General features: G+C 46.1%; 19 protein-coding genes. 8 read left to right on the top strand and 11 right to left on the bottom strand.

Annotation, left to right across the window (positions count from 1 at the left end):
• Window positions 1-746: 746 nt before the first annotated feature.
• Window positions 747-1,301 (top strand): outer membrane beta-barrel protein, encoded by a 555-nt coding sequence (locus tag MHN00_RS08625; RefSeq protein WP_014977785.1) that lies wholly within the window; start codon window positions 747-749, stop codon window positions 1,299-1,301.
• Window positions 1,302-1,354: 53 nt separating this feature from the next.
• Here the strand turns inward: MHN00_RS08625 and MHN00_RS08620 are convergent, their stop codons facing one another.
• Genes MHN00_RS08620 through MHN00_RS08605 form a run of 4 tightly spaced genes read right to left on the bottom strand, consistent with a single transcriptional unit; the run spans window position 1,355 to window position 5,137 of the window.
• On the bottom strand, window positions 1,355-1,591 hold the full coding sequence (locus MHN00_RS08620; protein WP_014951328.1) for a YheU family protein: 237 nt from the start codon (window positions 1,589-1,591) through the stop codon (window positions 1,355-1,357).
• Window positions 1,592-1,639: 48 nt separating this feature from the next.
• On the bottom strand, window positions 1,640-2,674 hold the full coding sequence (locus MHN00_RS08615) for a hydrolase (RefSeq protein WP_014951329.1): 1,035 nt from the start codon (window positions 2,672-2,674) through the stop codon (window positions 1,640-1,642).
• 20 nt (window positions 2,675-2,694) lie between these two features.
• Window positions 2,695-3,204, bottom strand: coding sequence for a TIGR02444 family protein (locus MHN00_RS08610; RefSeq protein WP_014977787.1), 510 nt, complete (start codon window positions 3,202-3,204; stop codon window positions 2,695-2,697).
• Entirely contained in the window at window positions 3,185-5,137 is a 1,953-nt protein-coding gene (locus MHN00_RS08605; protein ID WP_039228738.1) for an ATP-binding cassette domain-containing protein, read from the bottom strand. The genes MHN00_RS08610 and MHN00_RS08605 overlap by 20 nt, the downstream gene beginning before the upstream one ends.
• Before the next feature lie 118 nt (window positions 5,138-5,255).
• On the opposite strand from MHN00_RS08605, the gene MHN00_RS08600 reads away from it, so the two are divergent.
• Both MHN00_RS08600 and MHN00_RS08595 read left to right on the top strand, forming a co-directional pair.
• Window positions 5,256-5,462 (top strand): YheV family putative zinc ribbon protein, encoded by a 207-nt coding sequence (locus tag MHN00_RS08600; RefSeq protein ID WP_012520152.1) that lies wholly within the window; start codon window positions 5,256-5,258, stop codon window positions 5,460-5,462.
• Between the two features lie 178 nt (window positions 5,463-5,640).
• On the top strand, window positions 5,641-6,753 hold the full coding sequence (locus MHN00_RS08595) for a DUF748 domain-containing protein (protein WP_061486831.1): 1,113 nt from the start codon (window positions 5,641-5,643) through the stop codon (window positions 6,751-6,753).
• A 22-nt stretch (window positions 6,754-6,775) separates the two neighbouring features.
• Here MHN00_RS08595 and MHN00_RS08590 read toward each other — a convergent pair whose 3' ends face one another.
• From MHN00_RS08590 to MHN00_RS08580, 3 genes are all read right to left on the bottom strand, one after another.
• On the bottom strand, window positions 6,776-6,934 hold the full coding sequence (locus MHN00_RS08590) for a hypothetical protein (RefSeq protein ID WP_012520154.1): 159 nt from the start codon (window positions 6,932-6,934) through the stop codon (window positions 6,776-6,778).
• A 283-nt stretch (window positions 6,935-7,217) separates the two neighbouring features.
• Window positions 7,218-7,466, bottom strand: coding sequence for a SlyX family protein (locus MHN00_RS08585; RefSeq protein ID WP_014980717.1), 249 nt, complete (start codon window positions 7,464-7,466; stop codon window positions 7,218-7,220).
• Window positions 7,467-7,475: 9 nt separating this feature from the next.
• Window positions 7,476-8,408, bottom strand: a complete 933-nt coding sequence (locus MHN00_RS08580; RefSeq protein ID WP_239301154.1) for a hypothetical protein — start codon at window positions 8,406-8,408, stop codon at window positions 7,476-7,478.
• Between the two features lie 197 nt (window positions 8,409-8,605).
• Between MHN00_RS08580 and fkpA the strand changes: the two genes are divergently transcribed.
• Window positions 8,606-9,391, top strand: a complete 786-nt coding sequence (gene fkpA / locus MHN00_RS08575) for an FKBP-type peptidyl-prolyl cis-trans isomerase (RefSeq protein ID WP_014951335.1) — start codon at window positions 8,606-8,608, stop codon at window positions 9,389-9,391.
• Between the two features lie 266 nt (window positions 9,392-9,657).
• Here fkpA and MHN00_RS08570 read toward each other — a convergent pair whose 3' ends face one another.
• Window positions 9,658-9,927, bottom strand: coding sequence for a hypothetical protein (locus tag MHN00_RS08570; RefSeq protein ID WP_170826521.1), 270 nt, complete (start codon window positions 9,925-9,927; stop codon window positions 9,658-9,660).
• A 174-nt stretch (window positions 9,928-10,101) separates the two neighbouring features.
• Between MHN00_RS08570 and greB the strand changes: the two genes are divergently transcribed.
• The 3 genes from greB (at window position 10,102) to MHN00_RS08555 (ending at window position 15,371) form a co-directional block, all read left to right on the top strand.
• On the top strand, window positions 10,102-10,587 hold the full coding sequence (gene greB, locus MHN00_RS08565) for a transcription elongation factor GreB (protein ID WP_014951337.1): 486 nt from the start codon (window positions 10,102-10,104) through the stop codon (window positions 10,585-10,587).
• A gap of 178 nt (window positions 10,588-10,765) precedes the next feature.
• On the top strand, window positions 10,766-13,156 hold the full coding sequence (locus MHN00_RS08560) for a Tex family protein (RefSeq protein WP_239300916.1): 2,391 nt from the start codon (window positions 10,766-10,768) through the stop codon (window positions 13,154-13,156).
• Between the two features lie 436 nt (window positions 13,157-13,592).
• A complete protein-coding gene (locus MHN00_RS08555; protein WP_061486834.1) occupies window positions 13,593-15,371 on the top strand; it encodes a C1 family peptidase in 1,779 nt (592 codons plus the stop codon).
• Window positions 15,372-15,492: 121 nt separating this feature from the next.
• On the opposite strand, the gene MHN00_RS08550 is transcribed toward MHN00_RS08555, so the two are convergent.
• The 3 genes from MHN00_RS08550 to bioH form a co-directional block, all read right to left on the bottom strand.
• Window positions 15,493-16,419, bottom strand: coding sequence for a putative metalloprotease CJM1_0395 family protein (locus MHN00_RS08550; protein ID WP_061486835.1), 927 nt, complete (start codon window positions 16,417-16,419; stop codon window positions 15,493-15,495).
• A 14-nt stretch (window positions 16,420-16,433) separates the two neighbouring features.
• Complete coding sequence (locus MHN00_RS08545) at window positions 16,434-16,751, bottom strand: hypothetical protein (protein WP_014951365.1); 318 nt, start codon at window positions 16,749-16,751, stop codon at window positions 16,434-16,436.
• Between the two features lie 177 nt (window positions 16,752-16,928).
• Window positions 16,929-17,738 carry a pimeloyl-ACP methyl ester esterase BioH gene (bioH, locus tag MHN00_RS08540; RefSeq protein WP_110289570.1) on the bottom strand — a complete coding sequence of 270 codons (810 nt, stop codon included), beginning with the start codon at window positions 17,736-17,738 and terminating at the stop codon, window positions 16,929-16,931.
• Window positions 17,739-17,836: 98 nt separating this feature from the next.
• On the opposite strand from bioH, the gene MHN00_RS08535 reads away from it, so the two are divergent.
• Window positions 17,837-18,550 (top strand): ComF family protein, encoded by a 714-nt coding sequence (locus MHN00_RS08535; protein ID WP_014951367.1) that lies wholly within the window; start codon window positions 17,837-17,839, stop codon window positions 18,548-18,550.
• The last annotated feature ends 43 nt before the right edge of the window (window positions 18,551-18,593 follow it).

The following is an 18,593-nucleotide window of genomic DNA, read 5'->3' as shown; positions in this document are numbered from 1 at the left end:
CTTATGAAAACAATGGTTATCCAGATGACCATCAACAACTCGTTACACGCCTTACTTACTGAAAAGCGTCTTTTACAAAAACGGTATTGATTGAAGCCACGCGAGAAAGGCGCTCTCTTCCTTTCTTTATCCACTAATATCGTGAAAAACCGAATTCCTTGCCGAAGGGCTAAAGTGAATGTTGGATAACACACAGAGACTTGAGCAAAAGCTGTTCCAACACGAAATAGTCGCCGTTATTTTTTATATTTTTCATAATTTACAATACTTTACAAACACACACATTGTGGATTATTGGAGAACACTGGCTTGTAAAAATGTCCGATGAGTTAGACAAAAGGATAACTGTTGTTTTTTAGAGACAGTTTTATGTGCCAACGTTTTACTAGGAATACATCAAACTTTGATTTTGAACATTTCAAATGTGTAGCCTCTAAAAAGCCAGACGCATTTTATCTATAAATATTAGCTACATAGATAAATTAAGACATATCAAAATAGTGATTTAGTACGAAGTTGGCAAACGCTTTGCTATTCATCATGTTGATAAATAAATCGGACACTATTTCTTAACGGAAATAACAAAGATGGCATGAAGGCAAGTACGGCTTTGTGTTCATCAACCAAGTAGCCTTTTGTAGCGCGCTGTTAAGCGCTGACTTGCGCTTGGGTTTGCACATTTATAACAAACCGAGAACATTCGCGATGAACAAGGTGGGTTACTTAACATACTAAGGAGTTATCACATGCGTAAATCATTCACACTTATTGCAGCAGCACTAACTGCGGCAACACTTCCTCTTACAGCTATGGCCGACAAGCCTGACTGGCGTTACGTAGAAGGTGGTTACACCAAAATGGACTTTGACGACAATGAGTCTTTTGAACCAGACGGTTTAACCGTTAACGGTAAATACCTACTGAACAGCAACTGGTACCTGAACGGCGAGTATAGCTTCTTTGAAGAGGGCAACTTTGACTTTGATATGCTGACACTAGGTGCGGGTTACCGTTTACCTGTTAACGCGACAACAGACGCGTATTTTGGTGCCAACTTAGAGCGTATTGACGGTGACGTAAACGACGAAACAGGTTACAGCATTAATGCTGGCCTTCGCTCGATGATCACAGAGCAGGTAGAGCTGGCGGGTGAAGTTGGCTACTACGATGTAGACGATGGTGAAGCGACATTTAGAGTAGGCGCTAACTATTACATCACGCCACAATGGGCTGTGGGTGCAAACTACAGAATCATTGATGATTTAGACATTATGCAGGTAACTGCACGTTACGCGTTTTAAGCCTTCCTCTCCTCAGGTAGGTAGCCGGGTTGCTCGACCCGGCTTTTTTGTGTCTATTGTTCTTCAGCTTCGCTTGGCTCAATATCTTCTTTTCTTTTGATATCTACACTTTCATGAAGCTCTGAATAGACCAGCACCGCCTCACCCGATTTGAGTCTGTTTAACACTTGCTGCACCTTCACATCTAGCGCAACTTCTTCAGCGCCGTAGTCCGTGCCCTCTCGCAGAACAAAAGACTCAGCCAAGCTATAAAGCGTATCGGCTTCTAGCGCGTCAATGGGGATTATCATTCACACTCCTGATAACAAGCGTTTGGGTAAATTAATAGGACATCAACATTAGCGGCTGACGTAACGACACGTAGTATTTACAGGTAAGGCTTCACTTACAAAACGTTTCACCCGTTCGTGCAGCCATACTTTAGGATTTAATATAGAACCCTGCATGAACCCAACGTGACCGCCTCGTTCACTTAGCTCCACGGTAACGTTGCGCGCAAGCTCTTCTTCCTTAGGCACAATTAAGTGATTCATAAAGGGGTCATCAATGCTATGCAATACCAGTGTAGGACAGTGGATCGCGCTTAAAAAGTGATACGCACTACACTTTTCATAGTAGTCTTGAGCGTCTGCAAAGCCGTGAAGCGGCGCTGTGATCTTCTCGTCGAATTGGGTAAAGCTGGTGATCTCTTCCACATCAGTTTTTGTTAGCTGTATAAGCTTGCGATAATCGATGTACTCCATTTTCTTACGCAGCGTATCTTTCATGCTAGTAAGTAAATACTTTTGATATACGCGAGAAAAACCTTGGTTAATTGATTTAGCGCACTCTGAAAGTTTAAGAGGTGAAGAAATGGCAATCGCTGCCTTAAGCCACTTTTGCGCAGGGTTTTCGCCCAACAGTTTCAATAGCATGTTGCCGCCAAGGGAAAAGCCGATGGCCACTTTAGGAATTCGTGGAAATTTATCGTGAAGCCACTCTAAGAAAAAGCTGGGGTCTTCTGTTTCTCCACTGTGATAAGCCCGCGCCTTTAAGTTTGGCACGCCGCTACAGCCGCGATAGTGCATCATCACCACCTGCCAACCATTCACCGACAATTGAGCCATCATATCGTTCGCGTAATGCGACTTAATGCTGCCTTCTAAACCATGAAACATCACCACGATACCCGATGTTTCCTGCGGTTTTGGCCCCCACGCCACATCGACGAAGTCGTCATCGGGTAATGTGAGACGCTCCATGTCGTAAGACAAAGGCAACCGCTTTTGAATAAAACGCGGCCATATGGTTTGCACATGACGGTTCTTCGCCCACCCTGGCACCTTAAAGCTGCTTTTTATTATCTTTCCATGCGATAGCGCTGATTTACTCATTTTGTTTTCTTATTGTGTTTTTACGATAGTTGGTTAACCACTAGGCTCACTAGTTGGCGCGCCTCGTTGTTGTCTCGCAGTCCGTATGCATTTATAAACGCTGCGATAGACGCGTTAAATACGTTAGACGATACAGATTGCCCTTGACCCAGATGCGTGACTGGCTGCTCATTGAACGACGCAACAATATCGTGCTGCTGCTGTCTTTCAAGCTCTAGCTCTTGTGCTTTGAGTGCGTCATATTCTGCTTGGTCTCCGCCTTTTTCGGGGCTCGCAGCCTTTCGCCTTGCACGGTGATACTGTAACTTTTCTTCGGTCGCACTTGATGCCGCAATCACTGCCTTAAGCTGTGGCAAATTAATGATGACATTATTCTCTAAACACCAGCAAATCAGCAAGAGAACGTTTACATTAACCTTGTGGTTGTCTTGCAGTAAAAGCGCAAGGGGAGCCATATCACCTTTGGTATAGCGAGAAACGCTATACTCCCAAAACGCGCGGTTTTCGATATTAGGCGTTGGCATTGTCATACTCTTCTCGTTTTAACTCAATTTGCTCTTGGGCATCTAGCCATGCCATCTCTTCTTCCTCAAGCTGTTGCTTAAGCTGAGTTTGCTTGTCGAGTAGGCCCATAAGCTGCGCCTTTTTGTCTTCGCTGTAAAGCGAAGTATCGGCAAGTGACGCTTCCACCTCAGCCAAAGCAGCACCACATTTTTCCATGGCTTTTTCGTGTTTTTCAATGGCTTTTTTAAGTGGCGCAACCCTTTGCCTAAACTCGGCTTCACGGCGTTTTTCTTCTTTACGATCTAATTTGCGTTCCGGCTTACTCTGCGCGCCAGTCTCTTGTTGCTCTTCGTTTTTGGCGTCGCTGTTGGCCTTGGCTTTTTCCGCTGCCTGCTGTTTTAAAATCCAGTCGCGATAGTCGTCCAAGTCGCCTTTAAATGGTTCAACTTCGCCACTGTCTACCAAATAGAAATCTTCACATACCGAGGAGAGTAAGAAGCGGTCGTGCGAGACCAATACCATGGCGCCTTCAAAACCTTGAAGCGCGATATTTAGCGCATGGCGCATTTCCAAATCTAAGTGGTTGGTAGGCTCATCCAGCAGCAATAAGTTAGGCTTCTGATAAACAATTAACGCCAATACTAAGCGCGCCTTTTCACCGCCCGACATGGGTGCCACGGGCGCTAATGCTTCATCGCCATTAAATCCAAATCCGCCCAGATAGTCGCGAAGTTGCTGCTCGGTGGCTTTTTCGTCAATGCGCTGCAAATGAAGAAGCGGAGTAGCGTTAGCATCTAATGTTTCTAACTGATGCTGAGCAAAGTAACCAATCTTAAGGCCTTTAGCCGTATTAAAAATACCTTGCTTTGGCGCATGCACACCCGCCAATAGTTTGATTAGCGTAGACTTACCCTGCCCGTTTCGACCTAGAAGACCTATTCTGCTGCCAGGTACTAAATTGAGTTTCACCTGTTGCAGCACAATATGGTCGTCGTAACCCAGCTGTATCTTCTCCATTTGCACAAGCGGGTTAGGCAGTGCCGACGGCGGCGCAAAAGAAAAGCTAAATGGGCTTGCCATATGGGCTGGCAACAAGGTTTCCATTTTCTCCAACTGCTTAATACGACTTTGCGCTTGCTTAGCTTTACTCGCTTTAGCTTTAAACCGGGTAATAAACGAATTGAGGTGCGCTACTTTTTGCTGCTGCTTTTCATATTCAATGTTTTGCAAGCGAATACGTTCAGCGCGCTGGGTTTCGTAAGACGAGTAGTTACCGGTGTAGGTGATAAGCTTCTGTTGTTCAACACTGATAATTTGCGCAACCGTGTTGTCGATAAAAGCTTTATCGTGAGAAATCAGCAATAGCGTTCCCGCATAGCGTTGAAGCCATTTCTCTAGCCAAATAACGGCGTCTAAGTCTAAGTGGTTAGTAGGTTCATCAAGCAGCAGTAAGTCTGAAGGACAAAGTAGCGCTTGAGCTAGGTTTAGGCGCATACGCCAGCCACCTGAAAAATCGCTAACTGGTGCGCTTAACTGCACATTGGTAAACCCAAGACCCGACAGAATGGTCGCTGCGCGAGCTTCCACGTCGTATGCTCCCGCTTGCTCGAGCTGCCCGTGAATTTGGCCAATCTTTACACCGTCGCCGCTTTTTTCAGCGGCTTCTAATTGCGCTTGTAGATTACGTAAATGTTTGTCACCGTCCACCACATAGTCTATCGCGGTTCGGTCAGTTGCTGGCGTTTCCTGTGCCACGCTTACAATTCGCCAGTCATTCGGTACGCTGCAGTCGCCAGCATCGACACTTAACTCACTTCTCAGCAGTGCAAAAAGCGTGGACTTTCCGCAGCCGTTGCTGCCAATCAGCGCTACTTTGTGGCCTGGAAAAACCTGCGCCGACGCCTCTTCTAGCAACATTTTGCGACCGCGAAGTAGCGATACATTTGAAAGCTTTATCATGAGTAACCTGTGATGGAACAAACTAGGGCGCGTATAATATCAAAAACTTAAGGTAAAAGCTGATCAACACTTACCATTTCAAGGTATAATAATCGCGAAATTCTCCAAAGGTGTATGTATGTCAAAACGTGTAAAACGCCGCTTTGTTGCAGGGGCTACGTGCCCCAAATGCCAAGAGCTAGATACGATTTCGTTATATTTTGAAAATAACGTAGAAAAGTTGGAGTGCGTTGCGTGTGGATATAATGAAGCGCAAACTGACGAAAAGGTGAGTGCCGCCACACGATCAAACGAAAATGTGATTGGCATCTTTAAACCGCACTAACATTCCTACCCACGTCTCAGTAAATCTTACCGTTAAGCCTGTGTAACACCTTACAACGCTGTGCTCAGGCTTTTTGCAAACGTCTCTTCATGCCACGCCAACACTGGGTATCCTCGTTACCTAACGAAAGAGGTTGCTCAGGCATAATTTTTGTATTTCCTTTGCAAAGGAGTGAAATATGAAACATGCTAAAAAACGTGTCTGCTATGTCCTTATAGCCTTGTTGCTTACGCTTATTGCCATAAGACTTTACTTGCCTTACGCCGCAGCGTCATACATCAACACGACGCTGAGTCAGTCAAAAGAGTATAACGGCCGCGTGGGCGATGTAGATTTAATGCTATGGCGTGGCGCATATAGTTTAGAACATGTTTTGCTTTATAAGGCGAACGGGCAAGTAGATAGGCCGCTATTTAAAGCTGACTATGTGGAGTTTACGCTTTCATGGTCACAGCTTTTCAAAGGTGCAGCGGTGGGAAAAGTCATTGTTAATTCCCCCGAGATTAATTTTGTAGACGGCAACACGGAGGAGAGAAGCCAGTCTGGTAAGGATGAAAACTGGTTATCTATCGCCGACCAACTCTTCCCGTTACGCATCGATAAGCTAACTATTAACCAAGGAAAAGTCGCTTTCCACAACCCCGATACTTCTCCGGCTATCGACATAGCGCTTCATGATATTCAGCTTGAAGTGAATAACTTGGTGAATAGCGATAACTTGTCAGACTCACGTGTAGCAACGGCCAAAGCGCAAGGACAAACGGCACAGCAGGGCACGATATCCTTAAACGCTAAACTCAACCCCGCAACAACAGCCCCCACATTTGACGTTGATATTCAAGCTGACAACGTTGGACTAGTGAACTTTAAGAACCTGCTTGATACCTACGCACCGTTTGATCTGGAAGCCGGCACCCTCACGCTTGCGGCTGAAGTGGCGTCTAATGAAGGGAAAGTAAAAGGCTATATCAAACCCATTTTGCATAATGTGGAGGTATTTTCTTGGAAGGGTGACATTGAACGTGACGGCGATGGTTTTATTGAAGGCAGTATCGAAGCCATTTCCGCGTTTGTCACCGAACTGTTTGAAAACCAAAGCGAAGACCAAATTGCCACACGCATTCCTGTTGAAGGCGATTTATCAAGCCCTGACACCCAAACATGGGAGGCATTTACCGCGATTTTAAAAAATGCATTTATCGAGGCTTTTAACGGCGATGTGGAGAAAAGTATAGAGTTGGATAGACTCGAGCTGGATAAGTTGGAAGCGCCGGAAGGCTCTGAAAATTAAGAGCCCTCGCCGCTGAGCGCGCTTAAATAGTACAGCTATCGCCACAGTCGTTGGCGCCGTCGCGCATACCTTCAATCTCTTGACTCTCTTGCTTGTCTTTTTCAGCCTGTTTCTCTGCTACTGACTGCTCAACAGAGTCAAAATCGATGCTATCAAACGCATCCATATCAAAATCGCTCATAACTCACTCTCTTAAATAGTAAAAAAGGCTTCTTTTTGCTGAAGCCTTTGTATCGGGGCGCAAGTGTAATTCAAATGTATATCCTGGCTAAATGAAGACTTCGCCTAACTCATAACAAGATGAACTAGCGTGATGTTTTTTCAACACTACTGCACATCAACGAAGCGCCTTTGATGTCTTCACAGGCCTCTTCCCACGATGAGCGCCCCGCAATAAGTGTCATCGCCAATGGACGTGATCCAAATGAATACCGCGCTGCAATTATTAGTGCGCTTCAATTATTCTAGTAATGCGGAGGCGGGGTTTCTTCTGACTGCTTAGCAATATTAGACGGCTCGATAGACTTAACGCGGTCAACGACATGGCGTACTTTAAAGGCTAAATCGTCAAGCTGCTTTTGTTGCGAAGACAGCGCATCGTTTAACGCCTCAATGGTGTGCTCCTGAAATGCAACTTTAGTTTGAAGCTCTTCGATATAGCTATTCGCGCTATCTATTTGCTGTTGTAAATGCTCAGCGCTTTTATCTGTCATGTAAATTCTCTATCTCTCTCGTTGCCATTCTTCGGCAAGGCCACTACTACTTATGGACAATATATTATCATTGGGGAGGAAGGCGACGCCATACACAACTGCGGTTGGTGGTGAAACTGACTCTCGTGATGCAACCTGTATGGACTGCACTTGCTCGCCAGTTTTCAAATCCCACAGGTATACTTTTCTGGCGGGAGAGCCTGTTAGTAAAAACTGACCATCTTTGGAAAACTCAACATCTGTGAAGATTTTCTGACGCGCTGCATATTTGAGGGATGCCACAGGCTGCCCAGTTTGCACATTCCACACTTGCGACTTGCTCTGGCTGTCCGCAGTAAAAGCAAAGCGGCCTTCATCATCAAGCGCTACTTTTGTTACTCGCGTGGGGTGGGTGAATGAATGAATTATTTGCCCAGTGTCAGTGCTCCATAAATACGCTATGTAATCGTTGCCCCCCGTCAATGCGAACTTACCGTTAGGAGAAATATCAATGGAGTTAACCTTTTCCTGATGCCCTAAAAACTCTAGTCGACGCGAAGTACGAGGTTCAAAGTACATAACTTTGCCATTTGAGCGCGCCACCAATATGCCGTTACCATTATTGGTAACCACCACATCTCTAATTGATGACTCGTCAATGCGCCAAAAACCTTCAGGCTCGCCAGTCTCCAGACTCCATAAGGCAAACGCCTCGCGGTCAGCGGTCACAACATAGCGTTTGTCGGCGCTAATGTGCACTGACATGACCAGGTTGTCACCTTCACCTTGGTGGCTCCAGTGATAAAGGGGATCACTTTGTCCAATTCGCCATACGTTTACCCCATTATTCACGCCAGAAACCACCGCTAACGTGCCGTCGGTAGAAATATCTGCGGCATAGGCGCCTTCTTCTACATGACGCCATTGCTGTATTGGCGTAGTATCAGGGACAGAGCATCCCATGGAATTACCTATAAGTACGATGAGTAACGCTATTCTATGGAACATTTGAGGCCTAAACATAATCAAATGGGTTTCGCTTTGTAAACGCTAGGTTTAACATAGCATGGATCACGCATCTTTAACTATCGTGCACACTGCCTTGGATGCAGCAGTATAGACATAGACGCATGATGATAAAAATTTATGGAGACGTTTTTATGCAGAAGTCGCTCGTTGCCTTATCTACTATCGCTGCGCTAGGCCTTTTCGCTTGCCAGCCAAATACATCTGATGAGGCCGCTTCTACAAGCGCTGATAGTGCAAAAACAACTTCTGTTTCAGCAGAAGAAATGACAGATACGCAAAAGCAAGCTTACGCCATGGGCGCAAGCATGGGTTTGTTCGTTAGCAACCGTGCCGAACAACAAGAGCAACTGGGTTTAACATTAGACCAAGATGCGCTACAACAAGGCTTTAAAGACGGTCTAAACGACACCCTTAAGTTTACGCCAGAGCAGATTCAGCAAATCGCTCAACAAGGCGAAGAAGTACTTCGCGCTAAGCAGCAAGAAATGGCGGAACAAGCCGCTGAAAAAAATATTGAAGCAGGCCTAGCTTACCTAGAAGAAAACGGTAAGAAAGAAGGTGTGGTAACTACCGAGTCTGGTCTTCAGTACGAAGTACTTGAAGAAGGCGAGGGTGCAAGCCCAGAAGCGACAGACATGGTTAAAGTTCACTACCGTGGCACCTTGCTAGATGGCACAGAGTTCGACTCATCTTACAAGCGTGGCGAGCCAGCAGAATTTCCACTTAATCGCGTTATTTCTGGTTGGACTGAAGGCGTTCAATTGATGAAAGAAGGCGCAAAGTATCGCTTCCATATCCCATCTGAACTTGCTTATGGTGCGCGTTCTACTGGCGCAATCACGCCAAACTCGACGCTTATCTTTGACGTTGAGTTGCTAGAAGTGGTTAAGCCTGAAGCAGAAGCGCCAACGGAATAAGTTAGCGCTTTAAGAAAAAGAGAAAGCCGACGCATAGCGTCGGCTTTTTTGTTTTAGTGAGTCAGCGTGATCCTTGCTTACCTTTTCCCTACGAGCCAGTGGGTTTTCACCACGCGCGTACCCAAATAGTAAAGTGGGTTATTCAATATGCTTGGTGCCTCGAATTACACTAATAAGCTTAGTCTAAATCGACCAAATTTCACGGTCTATTCCAAGCCTTTTTGGAACAATTTCGCCTTAAAACTTGGTGCTTAAAACAAAAGGTTTTAACGCTGAGGGGCGCGCCGTCTTTCTGTGTGTACCTTAAACGTAGCAAAATGATTTAACAGAGACTGACCCACCTTATACATAGCACAACCTAAAATAAGATATATCACGGTTTGCATACTATTTAAGCGAACAACGATATCAAGCAAGGCATACAACAATAACAGCGCGCCACTTAAAAACAGCATAAAACCGATGATAGTACCGCTGGTTTGGAACGGATCGTTCCCCGACCTTCGACGGTTCAACATTGGTATCCTGTTACGCATTCATTTCCCCTAATGGTTTGACTATTATTTATACTACGACACTAAACGAAAGGTTTATGTTCAATAATTATTCAATCTGGCTCTTTTGTCACTTTTTGACGTACAGAAAGATTGCGTTTTGCCTTATTACCCACATAAAGTAGGGGTAATTAGCTGGATTATTTATAGGACATTGTGAAAACACCGCTTATCACTCGAAAGGGCTACTTAAAGCTTAAACAAGAACTGGATTTCTTGTGGCGTGAAGAACGACCTGAAATTACTCGCAAGGTAACCTGGGCAGCGAGCCTTGGTGACAGAAGCGAGAATGCCGACTACCAGTACAATAAGAAGAAGTTACGGGAAATTGATCGCCGCGTACGCTACCTTCGCAAGTGCTTGGAAAACCTAAAGGTTGTGGACTACGATTCACAGCAAGAGGGTAAGGTCTTCTTTGGTGCCTGGGTTGAAATTGAAAACGAAGCGGGCAAGGTGATGGAACTTAGGCTCGTGGGCTACGACGAAATTTTCGGCCGCAAGGATTACATTTCTATCGACTCTCCGATGGCGCGAGCACTGCTTGGCAAAGAAGAAGACGATGAGTTTGTTGTAAAAACCGAAACGGGCACGAAAGAGTGGTGGATAAACCGTATTTGGTACGACGCAACAGACAAACTGTGAGCACTAATATGCCCTATTTAATCACCCATTTGTAACACAATGATCAGACGACTTCCCCTACACCGCGGTGATATACTCACCGCTCCTATTTTCACTACCGACGCTGTGTATATAAGCCTTTCACACACCGTTTATTCGCCATTGCCTGACGCGAATTTTTAGTATCTTAGAGCGACTTATGATTATCAATAAAATTGCAGATGAACTTAGCGTTCAACCTTCGCAAGTAACTGCCGCTGTTAAACTTCTTGATGAAGGGTCTACCGTACCTTTTATCGCGCGCTACCGAAAAGAAGTGACACAAGGCCTTGATGACACACAGCTGCGTACCTTGGAGCAGCGCTTAACCTACCTGCGAGAGCTTGAAGAGCGCCGCGATGTAATCCTTAAATCTATCGAGGAACAGGGCAAACTAACCGACGAGCTTAAAAGCAGTATCACCAGTGCTGACAGCAAAACTACCTTGGAAGATTTGTACTTACCGTACAAGCCTCGCCGACGCACTAAAGGCCAAATAGCGATTGAAGCAGGCCTTGAACCTCTCGCTGATACCTTATTCTCTACCCCAGATACCGATGCTGAAAGTGCAGCAAGCGAATACGTTAACGCAGATAGTGGCATTGCTGATACTAAAGCAGCATTAGAAGGCGCCCGCTATATCTTAATGGAGCGCTTCGCCGAAGACGCTACACTGCTGGCAAAAGTGCGCAAGTACTTAACTGAAAACGCTTATGTAAAAAGCACGGTTGTATCAGGTAAAGAGCAAGAAGCCGCCAAATATAAAGACTATTTCGAACACAGTGAAAAGTACAAGAACGTACCATCTCACCGCGCGCTGGCGATGTTTAGAGGCCGCAACGAAGGCATGCTACACATTCAGCTAGATGCCGATCCGCAGTCAGAAGACAACGGCCCATCGCATTGCGAACATATTATTGCCAGCCATTACGATATTATGCACCGCGGCCGTGGTGCAGATGACTTCTTAGCTCAAGTTGTACAGTGGACGTGGAAAATCAAAATTGGTTTACACATGGAAACTGAGCTATTCAGCGCCCTTCGTGAGCGCGCAGAAGAAGAAGCCATTGAGGTATTTGCTAAAAACCTAAACGACCTGTTAATGGCTGCACCTGCAGGTGCAAAAACCACTATGGGCCTAGATCCTGGTTTGAGAACTGGCGTTAAGGTAGCGGTCGTAGACAGCACAGGAAAAGTGGTCGCAACCAACACCATTTTCCCGCATGCACCACAAAACCAGTGGGATAAATCTATTCGCACGCTCACCACGTTGTGCAAGCAATACAAAGTAGATTTAATCAGCATTGGCAACGGTACTGGCTCGCGCGAGACAGACAAACTCGTTGGCGAAATGCTCAAGAACAACAGCGAGCTTACTGCACAAAAAATTATGGTCAGTGAAGCGGGTGCATCGGTGTATTCAGCCTCTGAGCTTGCTTCAAAAGAATTGCCCGATCTTGACGTGTCAATCCGCGGCGCAGTGTCTATCGCTCGACGCTTGCAAGACCCGCTGGCAGAGCTGGTTAAAATTGAACCTAAAGCTATTGGTGTAGGCCAATATCAGCATGACGTAAGCCAAAGCCAGTTAGGCAAATCGCTAGACCGTGTTATTGAAGACTGTGTAAACGCCGTTGGCGTTGACTTAAACACTGCTTCGCCCGCGCTGTTGAGCTACGTATCGGGCTTAAATAAAACCCTAGCGCATAACATTGTTAATTTCAGAGACACCAATGGTGCTTTCCCAGACCGAAAAGCGCTATTGAAAGTTGAACGTTTAGGGCCTAAAGCCTTTGAGCAAGCGGCAGGCTTCCTTCGCATTGTAAACGGCACAAACCCACTTGATGCCTCTGCGGTTCACCCCGAAGCGTACCCAGTGGTAGATAAAATTGTAGATACGACCGCTGTTGCTGTTAATGACATCATCGGCAATACCGAGCTTCTAAAAAGCCTGTCGCCAGATACCTTTACCAGCGACGCATTCGGTTTGCCAACGGTTAAAGACATTCTAAAAGAGCTGGATAAACCAGGCCGCGATCCTCGTCCAGAGTTTAAAACTGCCGCGTTTAAAGAAGGCGTTGAAACCATCAACGATCTTAAACCAGGCATGATTTTAGAGGGTGTGGTTAGCAACGTGGCCAACTTTGGCGCGTTCGTTGATGTAGGCGTACATCAGGATGGACTGGTGCATATTTCAGCACTGACTAACAAGTTTATCTCAGACCCGCGCGAGGTAGTTAAAGCAGGCGATATCGTCAAAGTAAAAGTGCTTGAAGTAGACGTACCGCGCAAGCGTATCTCCTTCACCATGCGCTTAGACGATACACCGAGTCAAAGCAATAATGCAGGCGGCCATAGCGCTTCAGGTAAGGGAACCTCAGGTAAAGGAGCTAATAGCCAAGGTGCAGGCAGAGCACAAAACAAAGGGCCTGGGCGTACAAACCCTAAAGCTAACCCTCGTTCAAATCAGGGTGGCGGCAATCGCAACAGCCAGCCTCAAAACAGCGCCATGGGCAACGCCTTTGCTGATGCATTTGCTAAAGCAAAAAAGTAAACAGTAGCGATTCAACATAATTTACTGTTGCTTATAGAGGGCCTGTCACTGACAGGCCCTCTTTGTATCACACTTCCATTTAGCCTGCCGTTTTTGCTACATTAGATTGTGGTACATTAGTTCGGGCGCATAGAAATTTTATGTGCCCAAAAACTCTTTAACCAAAAGCACCAGAATAGAGAATACCGAAATAATGAAGAGGTGTGGGTCACACCGAAACCGAAGTTCGTATATTGGTAGCGTTTAGCAAGGCCGTTGACATGCGTTTAGAGCCTTAACGTTTAACGAAGGTAATGTTGCTCATTTGACCACAGCCTTTTTCTAGGCAGCACTTTCGGACAACCATAATGAGCTAAGGGCCACTAACCTTTGGTGTACGAGCGTAATCATCCAACTGTACAGCAAAGATTATCTGCCCTCATCAAAGGATGATTTTATGAACTCGCCTGTCTCAAAAAACATGCTGAATGTCAGCGCCGATTACCCCGACCTTCGGGATCGTTATTACCAACCAAATCTTACTCCACTTAAGCCTTTTATCGACCCGCCAGGCAATTTGGTTATTTTAGACCAAGGTAAAGATGGAGCGTGCACCGGCTTTGCATTGGCCGCTACCATTAATTTCATTTACCGTCAGCAAGGCCGAAAACATACTGTTAGCCCGTGGATGCTTTATGCCATGGCCAAACGTCATGATGAGTGGTTAGGTGAAGCGTATGAAGGCTCTAGCTGCCGCGGTGCAATTAAGGGGTGGTACAACAGTGGCGTATGTAACGAGTCACTAACTGAAGACATAAAGCATAGCAACGAATTTGAAATGACCCTAGCTATTGCTAACAATGCAAGCAATCACAGGCTAGGTGCGTACTACCGTATTGAACGAGAAATTAGCGATTTTCATGCGGCGCTTAACGAAGTGGGCGTAATCTTTGTTTCTGCCAGAATTCATGAAGGCTGGAAAGATAGCGAAGGTGATGTAATAAGCCTAAGGCCTGAACCCATGGGTGGCCATGCGTTTGCCATTGTTGGCTATAACGATGAAGGGTTCTGGATCCAAAACTCCTGGGGGACGGATTGGAAGAAGTCAGGGCTGGCACTTTGGCGTTACGATGACTGGGCGTTAAACGTTATGGATGCATGGGTTGTTCAACTCGCACTTCCTATTTCAGGCACAGGAACTTACCATCAGGCTACGCGCTCTATTGCACAGGGTTTGTTTTCTCGCTCCACACCACGGGTGAGCATTCAAGATCACTTCGTTCATTTCGACGACGGACACTTTGATACCAGAAGTAAATATTGGAGCAATAAAAACCACGTCGATGCCATTATTGAAAAACTTTCCGAAAGTAACCATCGCCACGTAATGCTGTATGCACATGGCGGCTTAAATAGCATAAAAGCTTCGGCTAAACGCATTGCAGCAATGAAAGACACCTTTCTTAAAAACGATATTTACCCCATTCACTTCATGTACGACACGGGTATGCTAGAAGAACTCAAGGATATTCTGGGCTTTAAGAATAAAGAGATTAGCAACAAAGTAGGAGCCTTCACTGACTACACTGACCGCATACTAGAATGGGCAACACGTAAAGTAGGCGGCGCACTGTGGCGAGAAATGAAATCAGACGCTTGCACGCCCTTTACCCGTACCACATCAGATGGTACGTATTTCCTAACGCAATTGGCCGCCTACTTGAAAGACAATTCAGATATTAAGCTGCATGTCGTAGGGCATTCTGCTGGCTCTATTTTTCATGCACACAGCCTATCTAGGCTGTGTAAAGTTGATGAAAACATAACGATTAAGAGTCTGCATTTACTGGCTCCAGCCATTAGCTACCCCTTGTTCAACGAAAAGCTCTCTGCGCTTATAGAAGGGAAACACATTGAATCGACCACGGTTTACAACTTATCTGAAGCGTTGGAAAAAGATGACCACGTGGCGCGTATTTACCAGAAGTCGTTGCTCTATTTAGTATCAAATGCGTTTGAATCCAAACCAGAGATGCCCTTGTTAGGTATGGCTGTGTTTAATCAGCCGCTGCCTAACGTGACGTTTAAGTACAGTGAGGGGAAAGTAGGTGATGCCACCGCCGCCACGTCCCATGGTGGCTTCGATAGCGACGTAGATACCATGAACTCGGTACTTTCAGACATCACTGGCGGCTCACCTAAATATCCGTTTACAAAGGCAATACTGGATTATTAGGGCCTGCTGGTTTTAAGGCAATGCAAGGGAAGTGAAAGTGCTTTTTTCGCGATTTAGCCCTTAGCTATGACGGGCTAAATCGTTCGTGCAATGTTAAGCAGCTAGCGTTAATTGCACGTTATCATGCTTGAAGCGATAAACCTTCTCTAGAGGGGGTGTAAGCTTGCAAATAAGCATTTTGAATGCGGCCAATTCGTGTTTGCATCACATTAGACTCATTTGCCTGAAAGCCTTGTGTGTCTGCTGATGAAGATTGATTATCTAACACCATATCCGCAATAGAATCGGTTGCGGTGCCTATATTTGTATCGGGCTGCACGGCTGCCCCAGTGTCTGCAACAATGCCATTGCTTTGTGCTGAAGTAGAACCTGCTGAAGCCGTTTCTGTTTGGCCTTTGGCAATCTCGCTACGGGCCTCTGTGGCTTTTTGAGAAGCCTCTGCAGCCACTTTTAAATCTTGTGATGAAGGTTCAGCTGGTGCGAGGGCGGCTGCGCGCACTTGCTCCATTTTTTTCAGCGTTTCCTCTGGCGTTTTTTCTTCTGAAACATCAATCGACACTTCGCCATCGGTCACATAGCGTTTATTGTCAGGGCCTGTAGTGTATTCATACTGCGGAGCACCGGCGTACTGACCGCCTGTTGAAGCATGCGCTTGCTCGTGAACCCTCACTTCCTGATCGCGGGCTTTTAACTGCTCAATTTCAGCAGCGTCTTGTTTCTCTTGCTGTTCTTGTTGCCTGTCTTGCGCGCCCTGCTTGCCTGCACTCTCATCTTGCGCATTATCTTTCTGTTGCCCAAATACGTTTTGAAAGGCAGCTTGAAGTTCTGTTTGTACCTGAGGGCGCTCGTAAGTAACCGGCGCTGGCGGCTGGCCGGGGCTCTTCGCTTTATCGGCTTCTGACCCTAAGCCTTTTTGAGAAGCCCCTTGCTGGGAATCTGACGCTTGGGGAATAGTTTCTCGCTGCACGTTATCTCTACGTGCAGACTCTGTATTTATGTTCGCCGTGGGATAAGCAATGGCGTTAAGGATTGGTGTAACGATATTCACCGTAACTGTTCCACCTACGCAAGCACGTCTATGATGGTACCAAGCATCTCATCGGCAACACCTAATACTTTGGCAGAGGCTTGGGCATTACGTTCGTTTACATTGAGCGCGATTAAGTCGTCAGTGAGACGCGTGGAGGTAGACGTTGAATTCGATGACGTGTTTATTGTGTCGGTATTGGTCGCAATAGGTTGAGCGGGTGCTACCGCATCCTCAGCAGTTCGCTGAGCAATATTTGATGCTGCCTGCGAAATTCCGTCGCTGGCATTTTGTAAACCATATTGAGCCGCTGCAAATGCAGAGCCTGCACCTAAACCATCAATACTTGTCATACACTACCCCTAACCTCTCATGTGCAATTATTAACCAATTTCACACAAATGGAAAGACATGTATCACACCCTGTCATTAACTTATTGTAAGCAGGCGATTTTTATTAAGCTGTCAAAGATAAGAAAAGCTTCAAACTATCGGCAAGCCGCGGTTTGAAGCTTCATGTCATCGCTCTATTACGACGCCTTTTGCTGGTAAACGCCAGCGGCAAAGCGAAATAAAATGTCAGCAGTTTGCTGAGGATGTGAAATAAACGGCGCATGCGACGCATGAGGCAGAACAACGGTATCAGCCTGCGGATGTAGCTCACATATACGATCTATTCCGCTGGTCGGCACTAGACTATCCAACCTGCCATACAATCGTAATGTGGGTGTAGTTATTCGCCCCACGTCTTGACGCATGTCTTCAGTAGACAATATGCGTAAACCTTTCTTAAGCGCTTCCTCGGCGGGATCTGGGAATTGGGTTACCTGTTCTCTGATCGCCTTAATATCCTGCTTTGCCGTTTCGCTGCCCATCGCTTGAATTGCCAAAAAACGTTCCAGTGTTTTCTGATAGTTCTTTTCAAGCTGAGTCTCGAACATTGAAAGTAAATCGGCAGCAATACCCGGCCAACAAGGCCCTGCTATAAATCGAGGTGTTGAAGCAATCGTTACCAGTCCGGTAAGTTTTTCTGGTGCTAACAGCGCTAATTTTTGGGCAACTAGGCCACCTAATGACCACCCAACCAACACACACTGGTCTGGCAGTTGGTTCGCAATGGATTGAGCCAATGTTTCCACGTTATACGGTGATGGGACGAACTCTGCATTTTCCCCAAACCCAGGAAGATCTATGGTGGTGACGCGAAAATTATCGCTTAAATAAGGAATAAAGGATGTGAACGCTCCGCTGTTCATACCCCAACCATGAAGAAATACCACATCTACGCCTGTACCCTGAGTACGGGTGACAAGCTCGCCGTTTGTATGCAAACTTTCCATTTACACCTCCTTAGGCAGTCACGTGTTTTTGAGGCAACACGAAATAATGAAAACAAGTCGACGTTCGACAATTCAAGGAAGTTGATGGAATCAACACTATGAACCTTTCATGCTTGCTATGTTATCAGGCAAGTCCTACGCCAGTATGTCACTGGTGTGAAGATGACATATTTTTTTTCGATGCCACGTTGCACGGAAGTAACTTACTTCAATATGGCCCTGTGGCAGGCCACGTCAAGCATAGCCACTATGACGCGTTACGCGTTTTGGGACTTCATACGTGGCCAATGTCATCGCTGGTTCACCAGTTAAAGTTTACGCATTCCCTTACGGCAGGAAAAGTATTAAGTAACTGGTTTGTCCATAAAATGCGACAGTGCACTTTATCAGTGCCCAATGTGCTGCTTCCGGTGCCAATTAGTGCATGGCGACTTGCTACACGGCACTACAATCAGGCTACGCTTCTGTGTGAAAGCATAAGCAGTGAGCTGAATGTTCCAGTTAACCAGTCGTGGGCCAAACGACGGGGCTTTAGCGTGCAGCATCACTTATCCAAAATGGCGAGAGCCGAAAACGCAAGCCGTGTATTTAGTCTATCGACGCAGTGTATCGATGATGAGATAGCAATAGCGCAAGGCATTAAAGATGGCAGCAACTTCAGCGTTGCAATCGTCGATGACGTACTCACCACCGGCGTGACCGTGAATACATTGAGTAAAAGGCTCAAAAAACGCTACCCAAATTTACACATTCAGGTGTGGGTCGCGGCATTTACGCCACCGCCTAAAAGCAGTCTGTATCAGAAAGCCTAGTGAGCAGAAGCGGTGATACTGAAAAGCGCGGCATTCGCCGCGC

Origin of the sequence: Alteromonas sp. Cnat2-8, from assembly GCF_022348355.1 — a bacterium.
Classification (GTDB): Bacteria; Pseudomonadota; Gammaproteobacteria; order Enterobacterales; family Alteromonadaceae; genus Alteromonas; species Alteromonas macleodii.
This window is presented reverse-complemented; position numbering and strand designations above follow the sequence as displayed.

Coding starts and splice junctions, on each gene's coding strand:
- MHN00_RS08620 (WP_014951328.1), bottom strand. CDS start 1,591: ATGATAATCCCCATTGACGCGCTAGAAGCCGATACGCTTTATAGCTTG.
- MHN00_RS08595 (WP_061486831.1), top strand. CDS start 5,641: ATGAAACATGCTAAAAAACGTGTCTGCTATGTCCTTATAGCCTTGTTG.
- MHN00_RS08580 (WP_239301154.1), bottom strand. CDS start 8,408: ATGGGATGCTCTGTCCCTGATACTACGCCAATACAGCAATGGCGTCAT.
- bioH (WP_110289570.1), bottom strand. CDS start 17,738: ATGGAAAGTTTGCATACAAACGGCGAGCTTGTCACCCGTACTCAGGGT.
- MHN00_RS08590 (WP_012520154.1), bottom strand. CDS start 6,934: ATGAGCGATTTTGATATGGATGCGTTTGATAGCATCGATTTTGACTCT.
- fkpA (WP_014951335.1), top strand. CDS start 8,606: ATGCAGAAGTCGCTCGTTGCCTTATCTACTATCGCTGCGCTAGGCCTT.
- MHN00_RS08560 (WP_239300916.1), top strand. CDS start 10,766: ATGATTATCAATAAAATTGCAGATGAACTTAGCGTTCAACCTTCGCAA.
- MHN00_RS08605 (WP_039228738.1), bottom strand. CDS start 5,137: ATGATAAAGCTTTCAAATGTATCGCTACTTCGCGGTCGCAAAATGTTG.
- MHN00_RS08570 (WP_170826521.1), bottom strand. CDS start 9,927: ATGCGTAACAGGATACCAATGTTGAACCGTCGAAGGTCGGGGAACGAT.
- MHN00_RS08535 (WP_014951367.1), top strand. CDS start 17,837: ATGAACCTTTCATGCTTGCTATGTTATCAGGCAAGTCCTACGCCAGTA.
- MHN00_RS08585 (WP_014980717.1), bottom strand. CDS start 7,466: ATGACAGATAAAAGCGCTGAGCATTTACAACAGCAAATAGATAGCGCG.
- MHN00_RS08625 (WP_014977785.1), top strand. CDS start 747: ATGCGTAAATCATTCACACTTATTGCAGCAGCACTAACTGCGGCAACA.
- MHN00_RS08610 (WP_014977787.1), bottom strand. CDS start 3,204: ATGACAATGCCAACGCCTAATATCGAAAACCGCGCGTTTTGGGAGTAT.
- MHN00_RS08545 (WP_014951365.1), bottom strand. CDS start 16,751: ATGACAAGTATTGATGGTTTAGGTGCAGGCTCTGCATTTGCAGCGGCT.
- MHN00_RS08615 (WP_014951329.1), bottom strand. CDS start 2,674: ATGAGTAAATCAGCGCTATCGCATGGAAAGATAATAAAAAGCAGCTTT.
- MHN00_RS08600 (WP_012520152.1), top strand. CDS start 5,256: ATGTCAAAACGTGTAAAACGCCGCTTTGTTGCAGGGGCTACGTGCCCC.
- MHN00_RS08555 (WP_061486834.1), top strand. CDS start 13,593: ATGAACTCGCCTGTCTCAAAAAACATGCTGAATGTCAGCGCCGATTAC.